We start from the raw sequence: 25,333 nt of genomic DNA on the forward strand, positions 1-25,333 counted from the left end.
ACACTCTCTCTATCGCTTGAGTATCGCGGAGAGAGACTGTGACTCGCCATATTGCCCTACTTGCCTATCCCGACTGCCAGTTGCTGGATGTCAGCGGCCCTTGGCAGGTGTTTGCCAGCGCCAATGCGTTGAGCCCCCACCCGTTGTATCAGTTAACGCTTGTCGCCGATGACGTCGGCCCGGTCGCCACTAACGGCGGCTTAGCGGTGCACGCCACGCACACCTACCGTCAGCTCAATCATTTAGTGCCTTTGGATACGCTTCTGGTCGCGGGCGGTAGTGGCGTGATGCAGCAGCGTGACATCGCCGCTGTGAAAGAGGTGCTGTGTGGGGTTGCGCCTGAGGTTAGGCGACTTGGTTCTATCTGCTCCGGGGCGTTTTTGTTAGCCGCCGCTGGGCTGCTGGATAGCTGTCGCGTGACGACCCACTGGCGACATGCTCAGCAATTGGCTGATGAATACCCCGCGCTAAGCGTCGAACCGGATGCGTTGTATATTGAAAGCAATGGCCGCTACACCAGCGCTGGCATAACGGCAGGCATTGATTTGGCGCTCTCTTTAGTGGAAGCGGATTATGGGGCGACGTTAGCCGGGCGAGTGGCCCGCGAGCTGGTGGTGTTTCTGCATCGCCCGGGCGGGCAATCGCAGTTCAGCGAAGCGCTGCGCCACCAGCAGGATGCAGGCTCTCTGCGTCGGCTAATTGATCAGTTGCATGCGGATCCTGCTGCCGACTACTCCCTTGAACGTATGGCCGACGTTATGGCTGTGACGCCGCGTCATCTCACTCGGCTGTTTAGGCGCCACTTGCAGATCACCCCAGGGGCGTATGTGACGCAATTACGCTTGGAACAAGCTCGCCTGGCGCTACTCAACGAGCGTGGGCAGTTATCACTTGAGCGCCTGGCGCAGCGCTGGCGCCTGGGCGGCGCTGAGCAACTGCGTCGCCAGTTCCAGCGCTACTACGGCGTATCGCCCTCGGTCTATCGTCAACGATTTGCTTCTTCCTGCGCTGACTCCCCAATGGAGCATCTATCATGCCTTTAACCGTCACTTTACTATCGCTTTGCCAAGCGTTGTTGGTCACCGGTAATGTCTTACTGATCGCCGTCTCACCACTGATAGGGGCATCTTTGGCCCCCAGTGCATCATGGTCGACCGCGCCGGTCGCCACCCAGTGGCTGGGGCTGATGTGCGCGACGATTCCCGCCTCGCTGATCATGGCCAGGCTGGGCCGTAAGCGCGGCTTTATTCTGGGCAATATCGTTGGCTTGGTGGGCGCGCTGGTCGCCGTGCAGGCGCTGATGAGCGAACGCTTTGGGTTGTTTCTGTTAGCCACGTGGCTGATCGGTATCGGCATTGGCTTTGGTCAGCTGTATCGCTTTGCTGCGGTGGAGGCCGCTCCCGCGCAGCTGCGTGACCGGGCGATTGGTTTGGTGATGGGGGGCGGTGTGCTGGCGGCGTTTGCCGGGCCGTGGTTGTCTAGGGTGAGTCGTGAGATGGGCGAGGTGCCATTTCTGGGCAGCTTTATGGGGTTAGCCGCGATCTACGCACTGGCGCTAGTGGTGCTGATGCTGACGCAACTACCGCCTGCTTCCCGCACCCATGGCGAAGGCATCGCACTGCCGCTGGGCAAGATACTCCGCCAGCCTGGATTTATTGTGGCGGTAAGCGCGGCGATGGTCGGTTATGGCGTGATGAACCTGGCCATGACCGCCACGCCGCTTGCCATGGAGGGGGCCGGGCATCACTTTAACCACGTATCAATGACCATTCAGTGGCACGTGGTGGCGATGTTTTTACCCTCGTTCTTTACTGGCCATTTGGCCACCCGCTTCGGCGCCAAGCAGGTCATTGTGGCAGGCTGCCTGCTGCTGGTGGCAAGCGCTTTGGTCGCCCAGTGGGGTATCGGGTTAGCCGGTTTCAATGTGGCGCTGATTCTGCTGGGTCTGGGCTGGAACTTTACCTTTCTGCCTGCCACCGGGCTGCTCACCGAGAGCTACCGCCCGGTGGATAAAGCGCGCACCCAGGCCGCCAACGAGTTTTTAGTGTTTGGTACCGCCGCCACGACCGCCTTGCTTGCCGGGCCCTTGGTTAACGGGTTGGGCTGGGCGACGCTTAACCTCGTGTTGATTCCTATTGCTCTGGTGCCGATCCTCGCCATCGCCTGGCAGCGGTACCGCCAGCAAGATGATAGCCTGGGGGCTCAACCCCGCCCCTAGGAGCCTAGCCGCCATGCTTGAATCGTTCAGCCAGAGTGCCCTGGCAGGCCAGTGTTTTGGTCTGGTGGCGCTTGTGCTTTGCCTGGTGGCGTTTTCAAGCAAGCACGACGATCGGCTGCTCGTGATACTCATCTCCGCCAATGTCGCCTTTGCGCTGCAGTTTGTTTTCTTCAAGAGCTGGACCGCCGCTGCGCTAACCGTACTGGTGATCGTACGTATCGTGCTGGCCCGCCGCTATCTGGGCAGCAAGCCGGTCATGGTGGGGGTGCTGGTGATCAGCGGTATCGTGGCATGGCTGACCTGGCAGAGCTGGGTGGATGTGCTGCCCTTGACTGCCATGGTGCTGGGTACCGTTGGTATGTTTCTGCTGCGCGGTATCAGTATGCGGGTATTTCTGGGGCTCGCCGCCCTGGCGTGGATGCTCAATAACCTGCTGATAGGCACCATAGGCGGCACGATGGCAGAAGCGCTCATCGTAGTGACCAATATCATCACTATCATTCGGTTGGCGCGGGCCAAGCGTAAATACCCCGAGGCGTATCAAGAACCGGAAGTGCTTGAAAACCCAATAAAGCGTGATCCTGCCAATTAGCCAGCGGTATTTGCCCGCGCTACCTTAGGTGTTGTGGCTGCTATGCTCAAAAGATGATGTGACGTTAAGCGAGGAAGACGACGATGGCCGGCGGATGGGCAAAAGACGGTGCCGAACAAGAACAGATGGAGAGCACGCTGAACGATGCGGTTCAGCGCGCCCGCAGCCAGCTTCCCCGTGGCGAGAGCCTGGAGCTATGCGAAGAGTGCGGTGACCCTATTCCCGACGCGCGCCGTAACGCCATTCCAGGCGTTCGGCTGTGTGTCGTTTGTCAGGCTGAGCTGGACAAAAAGCAGTCGGCCTTTAGCGGCTACAACCGGCGTGGCAGCAAAGACAGCCAACTGCGTTGAACGTGGGCCTAGGCGTCGTGATCGGTGTCCGGCAACCGCTTGAAATAGACATAGCGGTGAAGACGAATCGTCGGACGAATCAGTAGCTGCAGGCTGCCAATCACAAATAACCACACCCCGACGGTTTGAACGGCGCCTTGGTAAAAGAAACATACACTCCCGATCGTGAACCATATCCCCAGCAGGAAATCGTTGATCATGCTCAGCACCTCATAGCGCTGATGCACGATTAATTCACGATGCCCTATCGTGAAGATCCAGTCGCGGGTTTTTGCGTCCTGCTCTCTTTGCATGGCGTCCCTCCTGGCATGGTGATTAGGCTTAGCCTTGCAGGATATTAGCATTGATGGCGCTTGATCAGGTGTAGTGGTATCCCGCTCTACTTTACTGAATGATCCGTCTGTAGTGTCTGTTCATGCAGATTGGTGACCCGCCGTACTGGGATGGTTAACACAATACCGTTAATTCATAAACATGGCGGATACGCTGACCATCCCAGTCATAGCCGAGATGACGCCCTTGCCGTGTTGCGGAGAGCACGGGAGGGCGAAGCACCGCAGCACATTCGCCCTCCGGGTCGCGAACGCTTTGGTAAACGATACCGTCCGCTTGTTCTTCCCAGGCTTTTCTCCCCAAGGTTTGCCCGGCTGCCCAGCTATCCGGCGTTAGCAGCGGTTGGGCCGTATCCTGTTCGCGTAAATCAATCAGTTGGCCCGACAAATCCGACAGGTAAACACGCTGCTGAAGCATCATGGGCGGCTCGTTTGACTCTCCCATAAAGCGCTCTGCATGGTAAACGGTTTCGGCGATGGCCGTGGCTTCTGTTAACGCACAGTAGTAGGCGCCAAAGGTGCCATCGCTAAAACGCGAACCGGTTTTGGGGAAGTGGCAGAAGGCCGCCATGACGGGCGTCCAGCCTGGGCCGTAGCGACGGTCATCATCACGGACGAGGTGTATGGCGCCCGCTTCCTCGCGTAGCCTTGCGGAGGTTTCACCCTCGAGCTCATTGAGCAAGTCCCAGTCATCAGGGTTGCTGTTGACGCCTTCAAACAAATCAATGGGTGGGAAGCGCGAGGGAATAATGCGATAGCTGGGGTGCCACGTGACCTTGCTTATTGGAAATGTCATGCATGGCCCCCACCACGCGTGGCATCTAAATGTTGGCGAACAACGTAGAGATCGGAGACTTGTCCGTTTAACAGACGCTCCATTGGTGTATGACCGGCAAAAAGGGGATTGCGGTTGGCGCGCTGCAACCAGCTGTCAGCCGCTTCTTTACTGGGCAACAGTATATGCAGTGCTTTATAGATGCCGAGAATCAACGACATTCGCTCCAGGTGGTTAGCGTCCAGGCGGGCATTCTCTGGTGCCTGTTTCCAGCGCCGGTAGGTGGAATCAGGCACCCCGAGCAGCAGAGCGGCTTCGCTCTCTTTCAAACCCCATGCGTGTGAAATGTTAGGGTAAGTGCGCATCGCAGCGGCCCCCATTTCGCGGCGCTTGTCGGCGGTTTTGTGCTGAATGGCCATATAGTTTCCTCCTCAATGATGTATAGTTTACGCCAGTTGAGCGGTTATTGAAAATATCGACCATTTGATCTTTTTTTGAGCCCTGGCACGCTGGTTCAGCCGCTTTGCTCGGTTTGCCGATGCGCCAGAATGACGTCCAAAAACCCCTCGCCGTAATCCGCCAGCTTGCGCGCGCCGATACCGGAGATGGCGCCTAATGCCTCCAGAGTTTGTGGGTTCTGCTCGACCAGTTCGGCCAAGGTGGCGTCGTGGAAAATCACATAGGCGGGTACGCCCTGAGCCTCGGCCAGTTCCCGGCGATGCTGGCGCAGCGCATCCCACAGCGGGCCGTGGCCCTGGGGCGCAGAGGCGCTTTTGCTTCCCCGTCGCGCGGTTTTAGCTTTGCTGGGTTTGTTGCTGGGCTTGCGCAGCGTGAGGCTCTGCTCGCCGCGCAGCACCGGCTTGGCATTGGCAGTGAGCTTGATGCCGCCGTGGCCCTCCATGTCCACGCTCAAAAAGCCGCTGGCAATCAGCTGGCGAAAGAGCGCTTTCCATTCGTTGGCCGCGAGTTCTTTGCCAATACCGAAGGTGCTTAAGCGGTCGTGGCCAAAGCGGGTGATACGCTCGTTGTGCTTGCCCAGCAATACGTCCACCAGATAAGTCACGCCGAAGCGCTGCTCGGTGCGGTAGACACACGACAGCGCCTTTTGCGCCGCCACGGTGGCCTCCCAGGTCTCGGGCGGGGTCAGGCAGTTGTCGCAGTTGCCGCAGGGGGCGTCCAGGTGATCGCCAAAGTAGTGGAGCAGTGCCTGGCGGCGGCAACTGATGATCTCGCACAGCCCCAGCATGGCGTCGAGCTTCTGCTGTTCGATGCGCTTTTGCTGGTCGGCGGCGCTGGAGTCCTGCTGCATCTGGCGCAGGGTGATCACGTCCTGAAGCCCGTAGGCCATCCAGGCGTTGGAGGGCAGGCCGTCGCGCCCGGCGCGGCCGGTCTCCTGGTAATACGCCTCGATGCTCTTGGGCAGGTTGAGGTGGGCCACAAAGCGCACGTCCGGTTTGTCGATGCCCATGCCGAAGGCGATGGTGGCCACCACGACCACGCCATCTTCACGCAGAAAACGGGTCTGGTGCTGCTGGCGCTGCTCGGCGGGGAGTCCTGCGTGGTAGGGCAGTGCGGTCAGCCCCTGGCGTTCCAGCCAGGCGGCGGTCTCCTCCACCTTGCGCCGGGAGAGGCAGTAGACGATACCTGCCTCGCCGTCGTGGTGCTCGCGGATGAAGCGCAGCAGCTGTTCCTTGGCGTTGCCCTGATTTTCGGCGATATGGTAGCGGATGTTGGGCCGGTCAAAGCCGCTGTTGTACAGCGCCGCCGCCTGGAGCTGCAGATGCTCCATGATATCGCCACGGGTAGGCACATCGGCGGTGGCGGTCAGGGCGATGCGCGGCACCTGGGGGAAGCGCTGATGAAGCTGGGAGAGCTGGCGATACTCGGGACGAAAATCGTGGCCCCACTGGGAAACGCAGTGGGCTTCATCAATGGCGAATAGCGCGATCTGAGTCTGTTCCAGCAGCGTCTGCATACGCGGTGTGGCCAGCCGCTCGGGCGCGACGTACAACAGATCCAGCTCACCCGCCCGCAGGCGGTTTTCCACCTCGACCGCCTCATGGTAATCAAGGCTGGAGTTGAGGTAGGCCGCCTTGACCCCGTTCTGCTGAAGTGCTGCCACCTGATCCTGCATCAGCGCGATCAGCGGCGAGATCACAATCGCGGTGCCGTCGCGCAGCAACGCCGGAATCTGATAGCACAGCGACTTGCCGCCGCCGGTGGGCATTAATACCAGCGCATCGCCGCCGGCCATTACATGTTCGATGATCGCCTGCTGCGGGCCGCGAAAGCTATCGTAGCCAAATACCGACCGCAGCACCTTGAGGGCTGCCGGGTGAGGGTCGCCGTGCATCAATGCTCTCCTTGTCTGGTGCCTGAGGGAGGATTGTCGCACGAAAAACCCGAGGGGCGTCTGCCTAGCGAATCCCCGCCCGTAAAAACGACTGCACGAACTGGCGCTGGAAGAGCAGAAACGCCACCAGCAGTGGAGCGATACTGAGCAGCGTGGCGGCGCTTACCGTCGCCCAGTTGACGCCGGTTTCCGGTGCCGAGAAAACGCCGAGGCCAACGGTCAGCGGGCGGCTTTCCACCGAGTTGGTGACGACTAATGGCCACAGGAAGTTGTTCCAGTGGTGGCTGATCGACACCAGCCCGTAGGCCAAGTAGGTGGGCTTGGCCAAGGGTATGTAGACCTTCCAGAGGATGGCAAGCCAACCGCAGCCTTCAATGCGCGCGGCGTCCTCAAGCTCACGGGGGATGGTTTTAAAGGTTTGGCGGAGCAGGAAAATACCAAAGGCACTGGCCACGTAGGGCAGGCCAATCCCGGTGATGGTGTCGATCAATCCCAGCCCGCTGGCGATGCGGTAGTTTTCGACAATCAACACTTCGGGAAACACGAACAGCTGAATCAGCACCAGCATGAACAACACGTTTTTGCCAGGCACCGGAAAGCGCGCAAAGGCAAACGCCGCCAGGGTACACACCACAAACTGGGCCAATACCACGCCGGTGACCAGCGCAAAGGTATTGAGGTAGTAGCGGGCAAAGGGCGCCTGGGTCCAGGCGTTGACGAAGTTTTCAAGCGTCAGCGGCGCCAGGAACTCAAAATTGACCATGAACTCGCTGGCATGAAAGGCGGCCCAGAAGGCGTACAGCAACGGAAACACCCAGATGATCGCCAGCAGCCATGCCGCGACCGTATCGAGCGACGGCACTGAAAGGTAACGAGAGCGAGGCGCATAAGTCGTTGTTTGATTCATCATTGATAATGCGTCCTGCGGTCGAGAATCGTGAACTTCAGTGTGGCCACCACCGCCAGCACCAGCAGAATGACCATCGTGATGGTCGCCGCCGTGGTGCGGTCAAAGAACGAAAAGGCATTCTCGTAAACGTAATAAAGCAGTAAGTTGGTGGCGTTGTTGGGGCCGCCTTTGGTCAGGATGAACAGGTGATCCACCACCCGCACGGCGTTGATAAGGGCGTTGATCAGCACGAACAGCGTCGTCGGCATCAGCAGCGGAAAGGTGACCCGCCAGAAGAAGCTCCAGCGGCTGGTACCCTCCAGGTCAGACGCCTCTTTAAGTTCCGGTGGGATACTTTGAAGCGCGGCCAAATAGAAAATCATAAAAAAGCCGGCTTCCTTCCATACCGACATCACAATCACCGAGCCAAGCGCCACGCTTGGGTCACCCAGCCAATTCACGCCGGAAAACCCCAGTGCGCCGAGCAGCTTATTGAACAAGCCGATTTGCGGGGCGTAGAAAAACATCCAGATATTGGCCGCCGCGACCATCGGCAGAATGGTGGGCGTAAAATAGGCCATACGCACAAAGCCGCGCCCCGGCAGCTTGCCGTTGACGAACAGCGCCATGCCTAAAGCCAAGGCAATAGAAGTGGGAATAGTGCCCAGCGCATAGAGCAGATTGTTACGCGCCACCTTGCAGAATGTGGGGTCGTCAAACAGCACCTGGTAGTTCTCGACCCCGACAAATTCGGCGGGCGCACCGCGAAAGCCAGGTAAAAACAGGCTGTTGATCACGGTCATCACCGTGGGTAGGTAGGCGAACGTAGCCAAGAGCACGGCAGCGGGCAGTAACAACAGCGCGCCGTACAGCTGCATTTTGCGATGGGCAGTTAAGGTCATAGCTGAATGCCGCAAGTCGGATAAAGCCGGGGCGGGCCCCGGCAAGCATGGAAAAGTGCGTTAGCGAGCGTAGCGGCGCAGTACGCCTTCGGCTTCCTGCTGTGCTTGGCTAAGCGCTTCTTCCGGCGACATTTGCCCTGTTAGCGCGGCCTGAACAGCATTATCCAGCGCGCGGCGCACGCGGCCACCCTGGTAGGTGGAAAGCTCCGCTGTACCGTGTTCAAGCTGGTCGCGAGCGACTGCCGCTGGTGCGAATTCTTCCACATAGTCGCGCAGTGCCTCGGTCTCGTAGGCATCGGGGCTGACGCCCATGTAGCCTGTTTCGATCGACCAGGCAGCTGCCCGCTCGGGATCGGTCATCCAGCGGATAAACGTCATCGCCGCACGCTGTTCTTCTTCTGTCGCGTCTTCAAAAACATAGAAATTACCGCCGCCGGTGGGGCTGCCACGTTGGGTTTTCATCGGTAGCATGGCGACGCCAAAGTCAAAGTCGGCCTCACTGCGAACGGCCGTCAGGTTGCCGGTGGTATGCCACATCATGGCAGTGGACTCTTCGATAAAGTTCTGGCGTAGCGTGCCCCATTCAATAGTACCGTCGGGCATTGCCGCGTGCTCATCCGCTAGGGATACCCAGTATTCGAGCGCCTCCACAGCGGCGGGGTCGTCAAAGTACACCTCGGTGCCGTCTTCGCTCATCAGGCGGTGGCCGTTTTGAAACGCGAAGGCCTGAAACATCCAGTACGGATAGCCGGTGGAGGGCACCATGACACCCCACTGCTCCTCGTCGGACGCCTCTCGCACGGTGGCCGCCATCTCGGCCATTTCTTCCCAGTTTTCAGGGGGTGTCTCGGGGTCAAGGCCAGCGGCTTCAAAGGCGTCTTTGTTCCAGAACAGTACGATGGTCGAGCGCTGGAAAGGGATGCCGTAGGTTTTGCCGTCCAACTGGCCGTTTTCCATTAGCCCTGGGTAGAAGCTGTCGAGCCATTCGCGTTCTTCGTTGGTCTCAACCAGGTCATCGAAGGCCACAATAGCGTCTTGCTCAAGCAACTCGTACAGGTCGATGGAAAACAACACCGACAGCTGCGGCGTATCGCCGGCTTCAATGGCTGACATTGCGCGTACACGAGTGTCGTCGTAGTTGCCAGCGTAGATAGCGTCCACGTCGATATCGGGATGCTCGCTTTCAAATTCGTCAACCAAATCGTCAACCACATCGGTAAGCGCACCGCCTACCGAGACGGGGTAGTACATGGTCAGTTCAATCGGGTCGTCGGCGACAGCCTGGCCAGCGCTTAACAGGCCCGCGGTGAGCGCGGAAAGGGCAAACGGTATTCGTGCACGCATGGGGTAACTCCTCAACGAGGGGGGTGGAGTACAGCGTCTTGAAATGAGCTGAAGGGCGAGGCACTGGTGGCCGTCGTTTCAGCGGTGGGCATCAGGTGATAAGGCGAAAGGTCATCACGGCGCAGCCCATCGTCACCGAACAGGTGAGCGGCGTGGGCGGGCCAGCCAATCCGGCATGTCTGGCCGGTGATCGCGTGGCGACCGCTCAGCCGAATCCTCAAGGTGTGTTCGCCTACCGCTAAGTGGGCGATGGTGTCGGCGCCCAAATATTCATCGTTCAACACCCTTGCAGTGACACCGTGGGCGGCTGAGTGACGTAGTTCGATATCTTCCGGACGAACTCCCAGTTGCCCGCCGACGGCTGCCAGGGGCGCTACGGGCGTGGTCGGTTCACCCTCAATAACGGCGCCGTTGTCACCTGCCACCAGCGGTAGCAGGTTCATGGCCGGGCTGCCGATAAAGCTTGCGGCGAAGGCGCTGGCGGGGCGGTTGTAAAGCTCGTCGGGCGTACCGTCCTGCACAATGTGACCGTGCTGCATCAGAATCACACGGTCACCCATACTCATGGCTTCCACCTGGTCGTGTGTGACGTAGACCACCGTCATATTCAGGCGGCTCTGTAGTGCTTTTATTTCCCGGCGCATATCGCTGCGTAGGCGAGCGTCCAGATTGGAAAGCGGCTCATCCATCAGGCAAATCGGGTGTTCGGAAATGACGGAGCGCGCGAGGGCAACGCGCTGGCGCTGGCCACCAGACAGTTGAGCCGGTTTGCGGTGCAGGTAGTCGGTTAGGTCGACTAATTCAGCGACTTTGGCCAACCGCTCGCGCTGTTCTGCCTTGGGGACCTTGCGGCTGCGTAGGCCAAATACGATGTTGTCGGCCACGTTCAAGTGCGGAAATAGGGCATAGGACTGAAACACCATGCTCAGCCCGCGATCGCCGGGCGGTAAGCGGGTTACGTCGCGCTCACCAATATAAATATGCCCGTCGCTGGCTTCTTCTAAGCCCGCGATCATACGCAATGTGGTTGATTTACCGCAGCCCGACGGCCCCAGCAGAATGACGAACTGCCCTGGCGTCACGTCGAAAGAAATATTATCGACAGCGGCGGTCGCATCCCAACGTTTAGTGACGCGTTCCAGGCGGATACGCGATTGGTTCATAACACACATCACCGGCTGTTGATTGTTATTGGTACAGCTTGTGTTGAAGGTGTTGCACTTGCATGACACTTATATGGATGGGTTGTTACGTTAGCTGTGTCAAGCGAAATATTTACCGAGTGACTTTAATACCGTAGCGCTGCAGGCGTCGAACGACGCTGGATTGGCTGATGCCCAGCCGCTCGGCGATGGCATAGGTGCTGGGTAACGTCGCGCTGAGCTGTGTGAGCGTTTCCCGCTCCAGCCGCGCGAGATATTGCTTGAGGGTTTCGTGGGGCTCGATGGGTGCTGCGTCGGCAGTAGGCGAGGCGCTTTGCACATTCATCGACGATTGCTCGGTATAGGGGTGAGCGCCGGGAGCTTCGATTTGATCGCTAGGACTTGAAAGCCAGACTCTTTCCAACCAGTTTTCCAGCTCGCGCACATTGCCCGGCCACTCGCTTCCCATCAGCGTCGACCATACTTGATTGCCCAGAATTTTTTGTCGGCCGTAGCGCTGGTTCAGCCGGTTCAAACAGGCATCGACAAGGTCAGGGATATCCTCTCGGCGGTCGCGCAGTGGCGGTAGAGTGACGGGAATTACGTTAAGGCGGTAGTAAAGATCCAGCCTAAAGTGCCCGGCTTCGACCTGTTTGCCTAAGTCCTGATTGGTGGCCACTACCAAACGAAAATCAACCCGGCGCGGGCGCGTATCGCCTAAACGGGTCAGGCTGCCGTCCTGAATTACTTTGAGTAGCTTGGTTTGCATCAACAGCGGCAGCTCGCCGATCTCATCCAAAAATAATGTGCCGCCTTCGGCCTGTTCTAATAGGCCCGCTTTACCTTGCCTTGCGGCCCCACTGAAAGCGCCAGGCTGATAGCCGAACATCTCGGATTCGAAAAGGTTTTCGGGGATGGCTGAACAGTTGACCTCGATAAACGGGCCATCGCGTCGGCCACTCCAGCGGTGTAACTGCTTGGCAAAGGCGGTCTTACCCACGCCGGACTCGCCAAGCATCAGCACGTTGGCATCGGAAGGGGCAACCCGCTTAAGCAGCAGGGCAATTTCGCGCATGACATTACTTCTGACCTGGAGATTATCCAGTGCGTCATCTAATGCCTGTTCTTCGGCGTCGGGCGCGGCGTGGCTGCGTTTTAAGTGTTCGCTGAAGCGTTTTTGCAGCAGAGCATATTCGTCTTGTAGTAACTGCAAGTCGGTTAGGTCCCGCGAGCGGCTAATAATGCGCTCAAGTTTGCCGTCCACAAACACTGGATAGGCTTCAGCAATTACCCGGCGCCCCGTCCCGGTAACCTGCATAAGCTGCGCCGGCCTTCGCGTGCGCATCACTTCCAGGGTGATCGACGGCTTTAATATCCCTGCTTGCTGCAGTTGCTGAACCGTGCTGGAAAGCAGCTCTTCTCGGGAGACACCGTAAACCGCTTCTGCCCCGGGGCTAATATCCAGCACGCGACCCTTGCCACTAACAATGAAGAAGTGGTCGTTGGCCGTCTCCACAATCGTTTGCAGCACGCAACTGTCGATGTCGCTCACCGGCTGGCTCCTATGATGCGTTTTTGAATCGATGATTCATTATTGAATCGGCAGGCGGATTGTTTCAATGCATTTTTGCATCAAATAGCTGGCGGTAGCGCCTATTTAGCGGTTTCGGCGACTTGGCACGCTCTGTGCACTATTTATTAACAGTTAAATAGCGCTTTAAAAGCGATCGCATTGCGATTCAATAATTTCCAAGAAGATCGAGGAGAGATGCATGTCGGACTTCAACCAGCCGCTGGGTGGCAACACAATGCCCCGCTTTGCGGGGCCCACCTCTATGATGCGCCTGCCCACGCAGGAGACTGCCAAGGGACTCGACGCGGCGTTTATTGGCATTCCGATGGACATTGGTACCTCGAACCGCCCCGGCACACGTCTCGGGCCGCGCCAGATCCGTGATGAGTCACGCATGCTTCGTCCTTATAACATGGCGACCCGCGCGGCTCCCTTTGAGAGCCTGCAAGTGGCCGACATCGGTGACGTGCCTATCAATACCTTTCACCTGCCAAAAAGCGTCGACATCATCACCGCGTTTTACGATGACGTGCTCAAGCACAACTGCATTCCACTTACGCTCGGTGGCGAACACACACTGACACTGCCTGTATTGCGTTCCATTGCCAAAAAGCATGGCCCAGTAGGGCTGATCCACATCGATGCCCACGCCGATGTGAACGAGCACATGTTCGGCGAACCAATTGCCCACGGCACGCCGTTTCGCCGCGCCCAGGAAGAGGGGTTATTAGCCCATGGCAAGGTGGTGCAAATTGGCCTGCGCGGCACCGGCTACGCCGCTGAGGATTTTGACTGGTGCCGCGACCAGGGTTTTCGCGTGGTCCCGGCGGAGGATTGCTGGTACCGCTCGCTGGCGCCGCTGATGAAAGAGGTGCGCGAGCAGATGGGCAACATCCCGGTGTATATCAGCTTCGACATTGACGGGTTGGATCCGTCGGTGGCCCCCGGCACCGGAACGGTGGAAATGGGCGGGCTGACCTCTGCCCAGGGGCTGGAAATCGTGCGTGGCGCTGCGGGCTTAAATATTGTCGGCGGCGATCTGGTGGAAGTCTCTCCTCCTTATGACACCAGCGGTAACACCGCACTAATGGGGGCCACGTTGCTGTATGAAATGCTCTGCGTGCTGCCAAGTGTAAAGCGTAGCGATTAAACCGATGACGTCAGGAAATTGCGATAGAAAAGCGTCGGCTTAACAAGGCGCAGTCGATAAATAGACAAGCTAAAGCAGCGGCGCTTGTCGCCGCGACCAACGCCGCCAACTCACCTCCAATAAACCTTCAATACAGGTGAATTTTATGTCCTCCTCGCATATGCAGCTAGACGAGCCAAGCGCCGATGAGCCGATCCAACGGCGCCATCTGCTTAAATTCTTAATTCCTTCCTTGATCGGGGTGCTGTTGTTTCTGGTGCCGTTCCAAGTGGGTGACACCATTAATATCGGCATGGGCCTAATGGCCGATGGCTTGCAAACATTACTGGGCTCGGCATTGCCTGCGATTGCAGTAATTGTGCTCTGCCTATCGGTGGTGGCGACGCTTTACGTCAAGCTGGTCGATCCCAGTTGGGCGAAAGTCGGCGTACTGCAGGAGATGTTTCACGTCGGGTCGGTATGGCTTGCGATGCGCATACTAGGTGCGATATTTGCTCTGATGACTTATTTCCAGTTTGGGCCTGAGTTTGTCACTGCGTCGTTTACCGGTGGGGTGATGCTCAACGACCTGGCGCCGGTTCTACTCACCTTCTTCTTCTTTGCCGCGCTGCTGCTGCCTTTTCTGGTGGAATTCGGCTTTATGGAGTTTATCGGCAGCCTGGTGCGCAAGCCGTTCCGGATTATTTTTAATTTGCCGGGGCGCAGCGCCATCGATGCCACCGCCTCATGGATGGGGTCGGGTACCGTCGGCGTGCTGATCACTACGCAGCAGTATGAGCAGGGCTATTATAACGGTCGTGAAGCGGCGGTGATTGCCACCAATTTCTCTGTGGTATCGATTGCCTTTGCGCTGCTTGTGACCAGCTTTGTGGATATCAACCACCTGTTTGTGCAGTTTTACTTCACAGTAGTGGTTGCGGGATTAATCGCGGCGGTAATTGTGCCTCGTTTGCCGCCATTGTCTCGTAAAGCCAATGACTACTACGAGCCGGTGGGCTGTCAGCTAAGCGAAAAACGTACCGCAAAAATCGGCCTGTTTCGTTATAGCCTATTGCAGGCAACCCGCCGCGCCGCTGGTGCCCCAGGGCCTCAGAAGTTAGCGCGATTAGCGCTGCTTAACGTAATGGATATCTTCCTTGCGCTGTTGCCTCTGGTGTTTGCGATCGGCACGGTGGCGCTGATTCTAGCGGAATTTACCCCGCTGTTTACCTGGCTTTCCTACCCCATGGTGCCGGTGCTCGAGCTGCTGCGGATTCCTGAAGCGGAAGCTGCCGCGCCCGCGACGCTGGTGGGCTTTGCCGATATGTTCCTGCCCGCGGTGCTGGCGACCAACATCGAAAGCGAACTGACCCGCTTTGTGATTGCCTGCCTGTCGCTCACCCAGTTGATCTACATGTCGGAAATCGGTGCGCTGCTGCTCAAGTCGAAAATCCCCATCAAGCTCTGGGAGTTGGTGGCGATCTTCCTGCTGCGTACCGCTATCACGCTGCCGATTATTGCCTTTATGGCCCACACGTTTTTCTTCTAAGGGGGCTGTAATGAGCGATGCCAATGAGAGAACGGCAACGACCCTGACCTGCGCCGAGCTACTGATCCGTCTGCTGCGCGATACCTACGGCGTGAGGACATTGTTCGGCATTCCCGGTGTGCATACGGTGGAGCTTTACCGAGGGCTTGAAAGCAGCGATGTACAGCATGTCACCCCGCGCCATGAGCAGGGCGCGGGGTTTATGGCCGATGGCTATGCCCGGGCCAGCGGCCAGCCGGGGGTGTGCCTGATTATCACCGGGCCGGGAATGACCAATATCGCCACCGCCATGGGCCAGGCCCTGGCGGACTCGATCCCCATGCTGGTGATCTCAAGCGTAAACCGTCGCGATACCCTGGGCATGGGCCAAGGGCGGCTGCACGAGCTGCCCAGCCAGCAGCAGATGATCAGCGGCGTGGCGCGGTTCAGCCACACGCTGCTGGATGCCAGCACCCTGCCTGACGTGCTGGCCCGCGCTTTTGCCGTGTTTAACGGCGCGCGTCCAGGGCCGGTGCATATTGAAATCCCCATCGATTTGTTCAATGCGCCGGTGAGTGTGCCTGTGAGTTGGCAGGCACCTACGCTTTATCGAGCCGCCCCCGACCCAGAAGGGCTTGCCGAGGCTGCACGCTTAATAAAAGCAGCGAAGCAGCCCTTGGTGCTGCTGGGCGGTGGCTGTGTACCGGCGCCGGAGGCGGCACAGGCATTGGTCAACAAACTTGATGCCCCCACGGTAACGACCATCAACGCCAAAGGCCTGCTAGGCCGCGACCACCCGCTGGATTTAGGCGCTAACGCCGCGCTGCCACCCGTGCGTGAGTTGGCGGCCAACGCCGATGTGATTTTGGCGGTAGGCACTGAACTGGGTGAAACCGACTACGACGTGGTGTTTGACGGTGGTTTTCAGCTCAACGGCACGCTGATTCGCATGGATCTAGACCCTGAACAGTTAGTACGCAACCAGCATACAACGCTTGGACTGGTGGGCGATGCGGGGCGGAGCCTTGAGCTGCTACTGGCTTACTTCCCGGATCAACTACAGCGTAATGGCGTTGAGCGAACCGCCGCGGCCTTGAGCGCGTTGAACTTGGAACATGATCCGGCGTTTAGCGACTTTGTGCCGCTGTATACAACGCTTGCCGAGTATCTTCCCGACGCCATTCTGGTCGGCGACTCCACAGCACCGGTATATGCCGGCAACCATCTGGTCAGTCAGCCAGCGCCCAGGCGCTACTTCAACGCCTCAACTGGCTACGGCACCTTAGGCTACGGCCTGCCAGCCGCGTTGGGCGCGCAGCTGGCCCGGGCGGACCTGCCGGTGGTGGCTCTCGTCGGCGATGGCGGGGTGATGTTTACCCTCTCCGAGCTTGCCACGGCGGTAGAAGAACGCTTAGCGGTGGTCATTGTGCTGTGGCACAACGCCGGTTTTGAGGAGATTCGCCGCTATATGGACGCTAACGGCGTGGCGCGCTTGGGCGTGGATATTCAAGCGCCTAACTTTCTCACTCTGGCCGAAGGGTTTGGTTGCCCCGGCGTTCTGGTGGAAAGCCCCAAAGAGCTTGCCAAGGCACTAGCCAATCGCGCACCTACCGGACCTCTGATGATCGAAATTGACGCCGTTGCCTGGCAGAGAAATCTAATAAACTTGGGAGACACCCATGAAGACTGATCGAATTGTAGGCCAGGATACGCTGTCGGCAGACAACGTCGAGCATAGCCTCGGACTGCCCGGAACCTTCGCGCTGTGGTTGGGCGCTAACGTCGTTGTTACCACGATTCTAACCGGCATGTTTCTGGTGCCAGATCTCACCTTCCAGCATGCCATGCTGCTGATCGCGGTAGGCTCGGCGATTGGTATTATCCCACTGGTGTTGATCGGGGTCATGGGCCAGCGGACCGGTATGACCACCATGGTGCTCGCGCGCGGTACCTTCGGTAGAAAAGGCGCTTTTTTTCCCGCCTGGGTGAACCTGCTGGCGCTGATTGCCTGGAGCTGGATCCAGGCGCTGCTCGCCGGCATGAGCCTGGACTACGCGGTGGAAAGCCTGACGGGGTACTCCAATGTGGCACTCTTTACCGTCATCTGTGAGTCACTGGTGGTGCTGATTGCCCTACGTGGCCACCTGGGTATCGAGAAGGTCGAGAAAATCGCGGCGCTGTTGATGGTGGGGCTATCGGCGGTGGTGCTGTTCGCACTCAACCGTCATTACGACCTGCCAAGCATTACCCAGTTGGAACCGGAAGGCGTGCTGGGCGGCGGCGTGATTTTCGATATCGTCGTGGCCACTGCTTTTTCCTGGATACCGCTAGCGGCGGACTATAATCGCCACTGCCGTACGTTGAAGGCAGCGGTCGTCGGTACCTGGGGCGGCTATGTCACCGCCACCTTGATTGCCATGGGGCTGGGCGCAACGGTCTCGGCGCTATCCATCGCCGAAGGCATGGAGCAGACCTACGATCCCACTGCGCTGCTGAGCGGTTTTGGGTTTGGGCTGCCGGCGGCGCTGGTGATTTTCTTCTCGGTGCTGACCACCAACGTGATGTGTGTCTACAGCGCGACGCTTTCGTTCATGAGCGTGCGGCCCAAGGTGCCGTTCTGGAAGCCTGCGCTGATCATTGGCGTCGTGTCGGTGGTGGGTGCGTTGATCCCTGGCATTCTCGATCAGTTCCAGAATTTTCTGCTGATTATTGGCAGCGTCTTTATTCCTGCCTTTTCACTGATGATCGTGGACTACTTCCTGTTGGGTCGCCAACGCTACACATCGGCTCAGTTGATTCATGGCGCCGAGAGCCTTCCCGCCTTTAACTGGTTCGCCCTGGGCAGCTATGCGGTCGGGGCCATGTTGGCTTACTACTGGAACTGGGTGGCACCGCTGGACTTCGGCGCCTCGCTACCGGTGTTTGTGATTACCGGTGCGCTTTATTACGTTGTCAGTAAAGTGGCCATTAGCAAGCGGGTAACGGCATGAGGCTGACACGTATCAACGAACGGCAATGGTACCGTACCGCCACCCAGGCGGACGGTATTACGCTGATTGACGAGCCGTGGATCAAGCCGTTTTATCGCTGCAATATCTGGCATGTCCAGGGCAGCAAGCGGGGCATGGTCGTGGACTTTGGCCTGGGCGCGGTGCCGTTGCGCCAGCACGTGGCGCAGCTTGCCGAGCGTGATCTGTTAGCGGTGGCCAGCCACACGCACTTTGACCATATCGGCGCTGCCCATGAGTTTGGCTGTTGCCATGTGCATGCCGCCGAAGCCGATATTCTTCGCTCACCCGACAACAACCGTACGCTGGCAGCGCAGTTTCTCAGCGATGATATGTTTGAAGCGCTGCCTCCCGAGCCATATTCCCACGAACGATACTGCATTACCGCGCCGCAGATGGTATGCCCGTTAGAAGATGGCGAGATACTTGATTTAGGCAATCGCCAGTGGCAAGTCATTCATACGCCGGGGCATTCCCCCGGCGGTATCGCCCTGTGGGAAGCGGCTACCCAAACCTTGATCTCGGGCGATTTAATTTACGATGGCCCGTTGATTGAAGATCTATGGCACAGCAACCTCACCGACTATGCCGCCAGTATGCGACGGCTTAACGAGTTGCCGGTGCGCACGGTACACGGCGGCCATTTTCCCAGTTTTAGCGGCCAGCACCTCAAGCAACTAATCGATGACTGGCTTCGCCAACACGCCCTTTAAAGGAGTCACCCCGGTGCCTACTTCCTCAAGCGCAGACCATCCAGCGCTGTTAGATAAACAATTTATTAACAATCAATGGATTGCCTCCAAAGGCACGCGTCTGCTCGACGTGATGAATCCCTATCGTGAAGAGCGCATTGCTCAGGTCACCGCCGGAGATGCTGCGGATGTAGACGCTGCCGTTCAAGCCGCGCAAAGGGCGCAGCCTGCTTGGCAGGTGCTGGGTGGAACTGCTCGTGCAAACTACCTTGAGGGGTTTGCCGATGCGCTGGAAGCCCGTCGGGAAGCGCTCATGGCGCTTTCGGCCACCAATAACGGCAAGCCGCTGGCGGAAGCGGGCATCGACCTCGACGATGCCATTGCCTGCTACCGCTACTATGCCGGGCAGGCCAGGGCGCTGGATGATCGCCAGGGCCAGCGGGTCAGCGTGGAAATGGAAGGAGTTGAGGCGCGCACCTACCACGACCCCGTTGGCGTCGTGGGGCTGATTGCGCCGTGGAACTTCCCTCTGGTGACCAGCGCCTGGAAGCTCGCGCCTGCCCTGGCAGCCGGCTGTACCGCGGTACTCAAGCCGTCGGAAGTGACGCCGCTGCCCGAGCGTGTGCTGGCGGAGATCGCGCTGGAAATCGGCTTGCCAGCAGGCGTGCTCAACCTGCTCAACGGCGACGGTGAAGGCATAGGTGCGCCGCTGACGAATCATCCAGGCGTGGACAAAATTTCTTTTACCGGCAGCAATCGGGTCGGCGAAACGGTGATGCAGGCCGCTGCCGCACGCTCTGCCAGCGTATCCCTGGAGCTAGGCGGTAAATCACCAATTCTGGTGATGGAGGATGCCGACCCCGCCCAAGCCGCTGACTGGGTGATGGCGGGTATCTACTTCAATGCCGGACAAATCTGCTCGGCCACCTCACGCCTGCTGGTCCATGAAAACGTAGCCGAGGCGCTTTACGACGCCCTTGCCGAGCGTATGGACGCGCTAACCCTGGGTGACCCTCTCGCCGAAGGCACTGATCTTGGCCCAATGACCAGTGCCAAACAGCGCGACGCCGTGCAGCGCTATTTGGATATTGCCGAACAGGAAGGCCTTGCGGCAGTGCGCGATGTAAAACACCGCGCCTTGCCAGAAAAAGGCTACTTCCTGGCGCCCACGCTTTACCGCGATGTGCCGGTAGAAAGTCGGTTATGGAAAGAAGAAATTTTCGGCCCGGTACTTTGCGCGCGCAGCGTCGCCAGCGAAGCCGAAGCCATTCAGCTTGCCAACGACAGCGTCTTTGGCCTAGCGGCTACTGTCATCAGCGGGGACCCAGAGCGGGCGAAGCGCATTGGGCGTCAGCTTAAAGCCGGTAGCATTTGGTACAACAGCGAACAGCTGGTGCTACCCGAAACCGGTTGGGGCGGTTTCAAGCGCAGCGGGATCGGCCGCGAACTTGGCCCCTGGGGGCTAAGCGCTTATCTCGAAGTGAAGCATGTGATTGGGCCTGCAGAAGGTTAACCCGACATCATGGGTCTTTATCCTTGCATCGCGGGGTGTTTGGCGCTTAGCTGGATGCGATGTCCCAGGTATTGTCAACAGAGCCAGCATGCAAGGGAGCCCGTATGAAAATGCCGCACAACGCTTTTAAGCGACAGCTACTGGCGGGCCAACCCCAAACGGGGATTTGGATCGGGCTGGCGAGTGCCTATTCGGCCGAGATCGCCGCCACGGCAGGCTTCGATTGGCTGCTGCTTGACGCTGAACATGCCCCCAATGATGTGTCGAGCCTGCTTGCCCAACTCCAGGCGCTGGCACCTTATACAAGTCATCCGGTGGTTCGCCCGCCCACCGGCGATGCCGTGCTGATCAAGCGCTACCTGGATATTGGCGTGCAGAACCTGCTGATCCCCATGGTGGAAACAGCCGACCAAGCCGCCGAGCTAGTCGCGGCCACGCGCTACCCACCCCGGGGCAGTCGCGGTGTGGGCCATGTGCTGGCACGCGCCTCGCGCTGGGGGCAGGTGGAAGACTATCTCACCCGCGCCGATGAGGAAGTCTGCCTAATGCTGCAGGTGGAGAGCCCCCAGGCGCTGGATAACTTAGCGGCCATTGCCGCCGTAGAAGGCGTCGATGGAGTATTTATTGGCCCGGCGGATTTGTCGGCCTCAATGGGGCATCTCGGTAACGCTGACCATCCCGAGGTGACAGCGGCGATCAGCGATGCCATCACCCAGATACGCGCCGCGGGCAAGGCCGCGGGTATCGTCACGGTAGATGAGCAGGCCGCCCGCAGCTATCTCGCGGCGGGCTGCACCTTCGTTGGCGTGGGGATTGATACGCTGCTTTATGCAAACGCTCTGCGTGGGCTGGCAGAGCGTTTCAAGCGCTAATGGCATCTCAAGCCGGAGCTACTTATCAGTAGGCAAAATCCGCCCGGGGTTCATCAGTCCCTTGGGATCAAATAGTGCTTTAACGCCGCTGATCAGTTCCCGTTCAATAGGTGATAAGCGCGCCATATAATGCGTTTGCTTGGTGCGGCCAATGCCATGTTCGGCGCTGATGCTGCCGTGGAAGTCGTCGAGCACGTTAAAAAGCCGCTCCTCCAGGTCGTGTAGGTGGGCTTTTTTATCGCTATCCGCCATTGCCGTAGGCGGCAGGATATTAAAGTGCAGGTTGCCGTCGCCCACATGCCCGTAGGCAATAATTTCGCACTCGGGGGAGGCGGCCATGACGACCTCACTCGCTTGGCTAACAAAGTCCGCAATTGCCGAGATGGGCACCGAGATATCGGTGCGCAGATGCTCGCCACGCCGCCGTTGGCCTTCCAGCATGCTCTCGCGGAACTGCCACAGCTGGGCGGATTGGGTGTCGCTTGATGCCAGCGCGCCATCCAGCACCAGCTCGCGCTCCATGCCGGTTTCCAGCAGTTGCTCCAGCATTGAGCCGAGATCTACCGGCCCCGTGGCCGCCACTTCCATCAACACGTACCAGGGGTAGGCGCTGTCCAGCGGGTCGCGCAGCTCGGGCGTTGCTTCAATGGCCAGCTCAATGCAGCGGCGGGGGATCAGCTCGAAGGCGGTCAGCAGGTCGCAGCAGTCGCGGCGCGCTAGACCATACAGGTCGATCACTGCCTGAACAGAGGGCAGGCCAAGTAACGCGGTGCGGCTCTGGGTAGGGCGTGGTGACAGTTTGAGTACCGCACCGGTAACAATGCCCAAGGTGCCCTCACTGCCCAGAAACAGCTGTTGAAGATCGTAGCCGCGGTTGTCCTTATGCAGGGCATTAAGGCCATCCCAAAGGCGCCCGTCGGGGAGTACCACTTCAAGACCCAGCACCAGCTCGCGCATCATGCCGTAGCGCAGCACGTTAAGCCCACCCGCATTGGTGGCGATGTTGCCGCCAATTTGACAGCTACCTTGAGCGCCCAGCGAGAGCGGGAAATCGCAGTCATGCTCAAAAGCCGCCAGCTTAACGTTCTCAAGAATGCAGCCCGCGTCCACCGTAATGGTAAAGTTGACCGGGTCAATGGCGCGCACGGTGTTTAAGCGCTCCAGGCTGATTACCAATTCCTGCCCGCTGGCGGCGGGCAAGGCGCCTGCCACCAAGCCGCTATGGCCGCCCTGGGGCGTCATCGCTATTCCATGCGCATAACAGCGCTTGGCGACCTCGGCGACTTCCTCGGTAGTCGCCGGGCGTGCCACGGCCAGCGGCGTGCCTAGCGTATCGCCTGCCCAGTCGCTGACGTAGCGCGCCATGGCCTCTGGCTCGCGGACTAAACCCCGCTCGCCGAGCAGGGCAGTTAGCTCATTTAGAAAGGGGGTGGTGTCTGTCATTAACGCTCTTCCTGCCAGGCCGCGCCCTCGGGGAAGCGGTGCTGTGCTTGAGACTGCGCGTGCATGGCAATACTGTAACCCGGCGCTTCAGGCACCTGGTAGCGGCCACGCTTGATGACCACTGGGTCGATAAAGTGATCGTGAAGGTGGTCCACGTATTCAAGCACACGACCTTCAAGACTGCCGGAGACTGCGATGTAGTCGAACAGCGAAATGTGCTGGGTATACTCGCACAGCCCGACGCCGCCGCCGTGGGGGCAAATGGGTACGCCGAATTTGGCGGCCATCAGTACCACCAAAATGACTTCGTTAAGCCCACCCAGGCGTGCCGCATCGAGCTGGCAGTAGTCGATGGCGTCGGCCTGGAAGAACTGTTTGGACATCACCTTATTGTGGCAGTGCTCGCCGGTGGCCACGCCGATAGGCGCAACGCGGTGACGAATCTCGGCGTGGCCAAGAATGTCGTCAGGGCTGGTGGGCTCTTCGATCCACAGCGGGTCGAATTCCGCCAGGCGACGCATCTTGGTGACCGTCTCGTCGACTTCCCATACCTGGTTAGCGTCCATCATCAGCACGTTGTCCCAGCCGATCTCTTCGCGCAGCAGCGCTGCACGGCGGGCGTCCTCTTCAATATCGCCGCCAATCTTCTGTTTGAAATGCGTCCAGCCTTCGGCTAGCGCCTCCCGGGCCAAGCCGCGCACTTTTTCGTCGCTATAACCCAGCCAGCCCGCAGAGGTGGTGTAGCCGGGGTAGCCATCGCGGCGCATTTCGGCTTCGCGAGCTGCTTTGCCGGGGGCCTGGCGGCGCAGTAGGCAGATCGCTTCTTCGGGCGTCAGCGCATCGGTGACGAAACGGAAGTCGAGGCAGCGCACCAGTTGCTCCGGCGTCATATCCACCAGCAGTTTCCATACCGGCTTGCCTTCGTTTTTGGCCCACATATCCCACACGGCATTGACGATGGCGGCGGTGGCTAAGTGTATCGCGCCTTTATCGGGGCCAATCCAGCGTAGCTGACTATCGCCGGTGATCTCCCGCCAGAAATTGCCCATGTTGTCGGTAATTGAGGCAAGCGTTCGCCCTTCAATCAGCGGTGCCAGCGACTGTACGGCGGTAACCAAGATCTCGTTGCCGCGGCCGATAGTAAAGGTTAAGCCGTGCCCTTCGGGGCTGCCGTCATCGGTGTGCAGGATGACGTAAGCAGCGGAGTAGTCCGGCGCGGCATTCATGGCATCCGAGCCATCTAGCGAGCGCGAAGTAGGGAAACGAATATCCTGGATCTCGACGCGAGTAATGGTTGTCATTGTGCTCTCCTTGGCGTTGAGGTGGTTGGTGTATTGATTAACAGAAACAGTCTTAACGGTGCGATAGATGACGCATCAGTTCGCGAATGCCATACGTCCAGGGCGGCAGTTGATCGCTTCTGCCTACCTTATTGACCAAGGCGCCGAGCGCTGGCGTCGCAATGGTGACGCGGTCATTCATATGATGGGTGAAGCCCTGGCCTTTGCCGTCGCGGTCCTGAATTGGCGAGAACATGGTGCCGAGAAACAGCATAAAACCGTCTGGGTATTGATGATGGTCGCCAATGGTTTGACTTACCAAGTCGAGCGGGTCGCGGCTGATCTCGCGCATATCGCTCTCGCCCTGGAGTAGGAAGTCGTCGTCTTCGCCTTCGATCCGCAGCGAGACCTGGCAATTGCGTACGCTGTCGATATCGAAGTGGTCATCGAACAGACGGATGAACGGACCCATCGAGCAGGAAGCGTTATTATCTTTCGCCTTGCCTAACAGCAGGGCGCTGCGCCCCTCAACGTCACGCAGATTAACGTCGTTGCCCAGGGTAGCACCGCGCACTTGGCCACGGCTGTCCACCGCCAGCACGATTTCCGGCTCGGGGTTATTCCATTTTGAAGACGGGTGCAACCCCACCGGGGTGCCAAAACCCACCGATGAGAGCGGCTGGGATTTGGTAAACACCTCCGCATCGGGGCCGATGCCGACTTCCATATATTGTGACCACCCTCCGCGGGCCTGGAGCGCTTTTTTAAGCGACATCGCTTCGTCAGAGCCTGGCTTAATCTTGGAAAGATCTTTGCCGATCAGCGCCTGCAAATCGTCACGCAGCTCCGCGGCCTTGGCCGGGTTGCCGCCTGCCTGCTCCTCAATCACACGCTCCAACAGGCTGACGGCAAAGGTGACGCCGCATGCTTTAACGGCTTGCACATCGCAGGGGGCAAGCAGGTAGGGGGCTTGGGGTTGTGGTAACTGAGAGTTAGCCAGCAGCGCTTCAATACTGCCTAGATGGGGGCCCTTTGCTCGCTGCACTACCTCCAGCAAATCGTCGCGCTCTAGCAGGTCCGCCATGGTCGGGCCAAACTCGGTGATATCGATCACCTGGCCGTTGTTTACAGTAATCAGTGCGGGCCCAGGCCGTTGGCCATCCCGCCATACGCGGCCGACGAGCAGCGCTTTGTCCACGTCATCGGGAAGAGTGTCGGTGTGTGACAGTGGTTGCATGCGTGCCTCCAGAGTAGTGGAAATTAGTCATGGCGACTGGCGGTTGGTGCGCTATCGCCTATCATGTTATGGATGTTGTGTTGTATGACAGGTATGCCAGATCATGCCTTACTCTAGCGCACCGCTGTATTTCAGGTCGATAGGCAAATTTGCCTAGTTGA

23 protein-coding genes are annotated in these 25,333 nt (G+C 58.8%); 11 read left to right on the plus strand and 12 right to left on the minus strand.

Annotated elements, in window-relative coordinates:
• Positions 1-38 precede the first annotated feature (38 nt).
• The 4 genes from GA0071314_RS02340 to GA0071314_RS02355 all read left to right on the plus strand — a co-directional run bounded on the left by GA0071314_RS02340 (position 39) and on the right by GA0071314_RS02355 (position 3,160).
• Entirely contained in the window at positions 39-1,043 is a 1,005-nt protein-coding gene (locus GA0071314_RS02340; protein WP_074395135.1) for a GlxA family transcriptional regulator, read from the plus strand.
• Entirely contained in the window at positions 1,034-2,218 is a 1,185-nt protein-coding gene (locus GA0071314_RS02345) for an MFS transporter (protein WP_074395136.1), read from the plus strand. Before GA0071314_RS02340 ends, GA0071314_RS02345 begins: the two co-directional genes overlap by 10 nt.
• A gap of 13 nt (positions 2,219-2,231) precedes the next feature.
• The gene (locus GA0071314_RS02350; protein WP_074395137.1) at positions 2,232-2,810 is read left to right on the plus strand and encodes a YgjV family protein; all 579 of its coding nucleotides are present in this window, start codon (positions 2,232-2,234) and stop codon (positions 2,808-2,810) included.
• An 83-nt stretch (positions 2,811-2,893) separates the two neighbouring features.
• Entirely contained in the window at positions 2,894-3,160 is a 267-nt protein-coding gene (locus tag GA0071314_RS02355) for a DksA/TraR family C4-type zinc finger protein (RefSeq protein WP_027336913.1), read from the plus strand.
• 8 nt (positions 3,161-3,168) lie between these two features.
• Here the strand turns inward: GA0071314_RS02355 and GA0071314_RS02360 are convergent, their stop codons facing one another.
• The 9 genes from GA0071314_RS02360 to GA0071314_RS02400 all read right to left on the minus strand — a co-directional run bounded on the left by GA0071314_RS02360 (position 3,169) and on the right by GA0071314_RS02400 (position 12,449).
• Positions 3,169-3,453, minus strand: a complete 285-nt coding sequence (locus GA0071314_RS02360; RefSeq protein WP_074395138.1) for a YrhK family protein — start codon at positions 3,451-3,453, stop codon at positions 3,169-3,171.
• A 154-nt stretch (positions 3,454-3,607) separates the two neighbouring features.
• Positions 3,608-4,288, minus strand: a complete 681-nt coding sequence (locus GA0071314_RS02365) for an RES family NAD+ phosphorylase (protein ID WP_074395139.1) — start codon at positions 4,286-4,288, stop codon at positions 3,608-3,610.
• Positions 4,285-4,686 (minus strand): MbcA/ParS/Xre antitoxin family protein, encoded by a 402-nt coding sequence (locus tag GA0071314_RS02370; protein ID WP_074395140.1) that lies wholly within the window; start codon positions 4,684-4,686, stop codon positions 4,285-4,287. The genes GA0071314_RS02365 and GA0071314_RS02370 overlap by 4 nt, the downstream gene beginning before the upstream one ends.
• A gap of 95 nt (positions 4,687-4,781) precedes the next feature.
• Complete coding sequence (recQ, locus tag GA0071314_RS02375) at positions 4,782-6,620, minus strand: DNA helicase RecQ (RefSeq protein WP_074395141.1); 1,839 nt, start codon at positions 6,618-6,620, stop codon at positions 4,782-4,784.
• Positions 6,621-6,684: 64 nt separating this feature from the next.
• Entirely contained in the window at positions 6,685-7,527 is an 843-nt protein-coding gene (locus GA0071314_RS02380) for a carbohydrate ABC transporter permease (protein ID WP_074398396.1), read from the minus strand.
• Positions 7,527-8,411: a carbohydrate ABC transporter permease gene (locus GA0071314_RS02385; protein WP_074395142.1), complete on the minus strand. Its 885-nt coding sequence runs from the start codon at positions 8,409-8,411 to the stop codon at positions 7,527-7,529. The genes GA0071314_RS02380 and GA0071314_RS02385 overlap by 1 nt, the downstream gene beginning before the upstream one ends.
• 60 nt (positions 8,412-8,471) lie before the next feature.
• Positions 8,472-9,755 carry an ABC transporter substrate-binding protein gene (locus GA0071314_RS02390; RefSeq protein ID WP_074395143.1) on the minus strand — a complete coding sequence of 428 codons (1,284 nt, stop codon included), beginning with the start codon at positions 9,753-9,755 and terminating at the stop codon, positions 8,472-8,474.
• Positions 9,756-9,766: 11 nt separating this feature from the next.
• Entirely contained in the window at positions 9,767-10,918 is a 1,152-nt protein-coding gene (locus tag GA0071314_RS02395; protein ID WP_082934182.1) for an ABC transporter ATP-binding protein, read from the minus strand.
• A gap of 112 nt (positions 10,919-11,030) precedes the next feature.
• Positions 11,031-12,449, minus strand: a complete 1,419-nt coding sequence (locus tag GA0071314_RS02400) for a sigma-54 interaction domain-containing protein (RefSeq protein ID WP_074395144.1) — start codon at positions 12,447-12,449, stop codon at positions 11,031-11,033.
• Between the two features lie 220 nt (positions 12,450-12,669).
• Between GA0071314_RS02400 and speB the strand changes: the two genes are divergently transcribed.
• From speB to hpaI, 7 genes are all read left to right on the plus strand, one after another.
• Positions 12,670-13,620 carry an agmatinase gene (gene speB / locus GA0071314_RS02405; RefSeq protein WP_074395145.1) on the plus strand — a complete coding sequence of 317 codons (951 nt, stop codon included), beginning with the start codon at positions 12,670-12,672 and terminating at the stop codon, positions 13,618-13,620.
• Between the two features lie 145 nt (positions 13,621-13,765).
• Complete coding sequence (locus GA0071314_RS02410; protein ID WP_074395146.1) at positions 13,766-15,148, plus strand: YjiH family protein; 1,383 nt, start codon at positions 13,766-13,768, stop codon at positions 15,146-15,148.
• A 10-nt stretch (positions 15,149-15,158) separates the two neighbouring features.
• Positions 15,159-16,817, plus strand: coding sequence for a 5-guanidino-2-oxopentanoate decarboxylase (locus GA0071314_RS02415; protein ID WP_074395147.1), 1,659 nt, complete (start codon positions 15,159-15,161; stop codon positions 16,815-16,817).
• Positions 16,807-18,117: a purine-cytosine permease family protein gene (locus tag GA0071314_RS02420; protein ID WP_074395148.1), complete on the plus strand. Its 1,311-nt coding sequence runs from the start codon at positions 16,807-16,809 to the stop codon at positions 18,115-18,117. Before GA0071314_RS02415 ends, GA0071314_RS02420 begins: the two co-directional genes overlap by 11 nt.
• On the plus strand, positions 18,114-18,848 hold the full coding sequence (locus GA0071314_RS02425) for an MBL fold metallo-hydrolase (RefSeq protein WP_096300227.1): 735 nt from the start codon (positions 18,114-18,116) through the stop codon (positions 18,846-18,848). The genes GA0071314_RS02420 and GA0071314_RS02425 overlap by 4 nt, the downstream gene beginning before the upstream one ends.
• Before the next feature lie 13 nt (positions 18,849-18,861).
• Positions 18,862-20,340, plus strand: coding sequence for an aldehyde dehydrogenase family protein (locus tag GA0071314_RS02430; RefSeq protein ID WP_074395149.1), 1,479 nt, complete (start codon positions 18,862-18,864; stop codon positions 20,338-20,340).
• A 104-nt stretch (positions 20,341-20,444) separates the two neighbouring features.
• Positions 20,445-21,212, plus strand: coding sequence for a 4-hydroxy-2-oxoheptanedioate aldolase (gene hpaI, locus GA0071314_RS02435; protein WP_074395150.1), 768 nt, complete (start codon positions 20,445-20,447; stop codon positions 21,210-21,212).
• A gap of 18 nt (positions 21,213-21,230) precedes the next feature.
• Here hpaI and GA0071314_RS02440 read toward each other — a convergent pair whose 3' ends face one another.
• From GA0071314_RS02440 to GA0071314_RS02450, 3 genes are read right to left on the minus strand one after another with little or no spacing between them, the layout of a single operon-like run.
• Entirely contained in the window at positions 21,231-22,655 is a 1,425-nt protein-coding gene (locus tag GA0071314_RS02440; protein ID WP_074395151.1) for an FAD-binding oxidoreductase, read from the minus strand.
• Positions 22,655-23,956 (minus strand): L-fuconate dehydratase, encoded by a 1,302-nt coding sequence (locus tag GA0071314_RS02445; RefSeq protein ID WP_074395152.1) that lies wholly within the window; start codon positions 23,954-23,956, stop codon positions 22,655-22,657. The genes GA0071314_RS02440 and GA0071314_RS02445 overlap by 1 nt, the downstream gene beginning before the upstream one ends.
• A 52-nt stretch (positions 23,957-24,008) precedes the next feature.
• Complete coding sequence (locus GA0071314_RS02450; RefSeq protein WP_074395153.1) at positions 24,009-25,172, minus strand: fumarylacetoacetate hydrolase family protein; 1,164 nt, start codon at positions 25,170-25,172, stop codon at positions 24,009-24,011.
• Between the last annotated feature and the right edge of the window lie 161 nt (positions 25,173-25,333).

It is taken from the genome of Halomonas sp. HL-93 (genome assembly GCF_900086985.1).
Classification (GTDB): Bacteria; Pseudomonadota; Gammaproteobacteria; order Pseudomonadales; family Halomonadaceae; genus Vreelandella.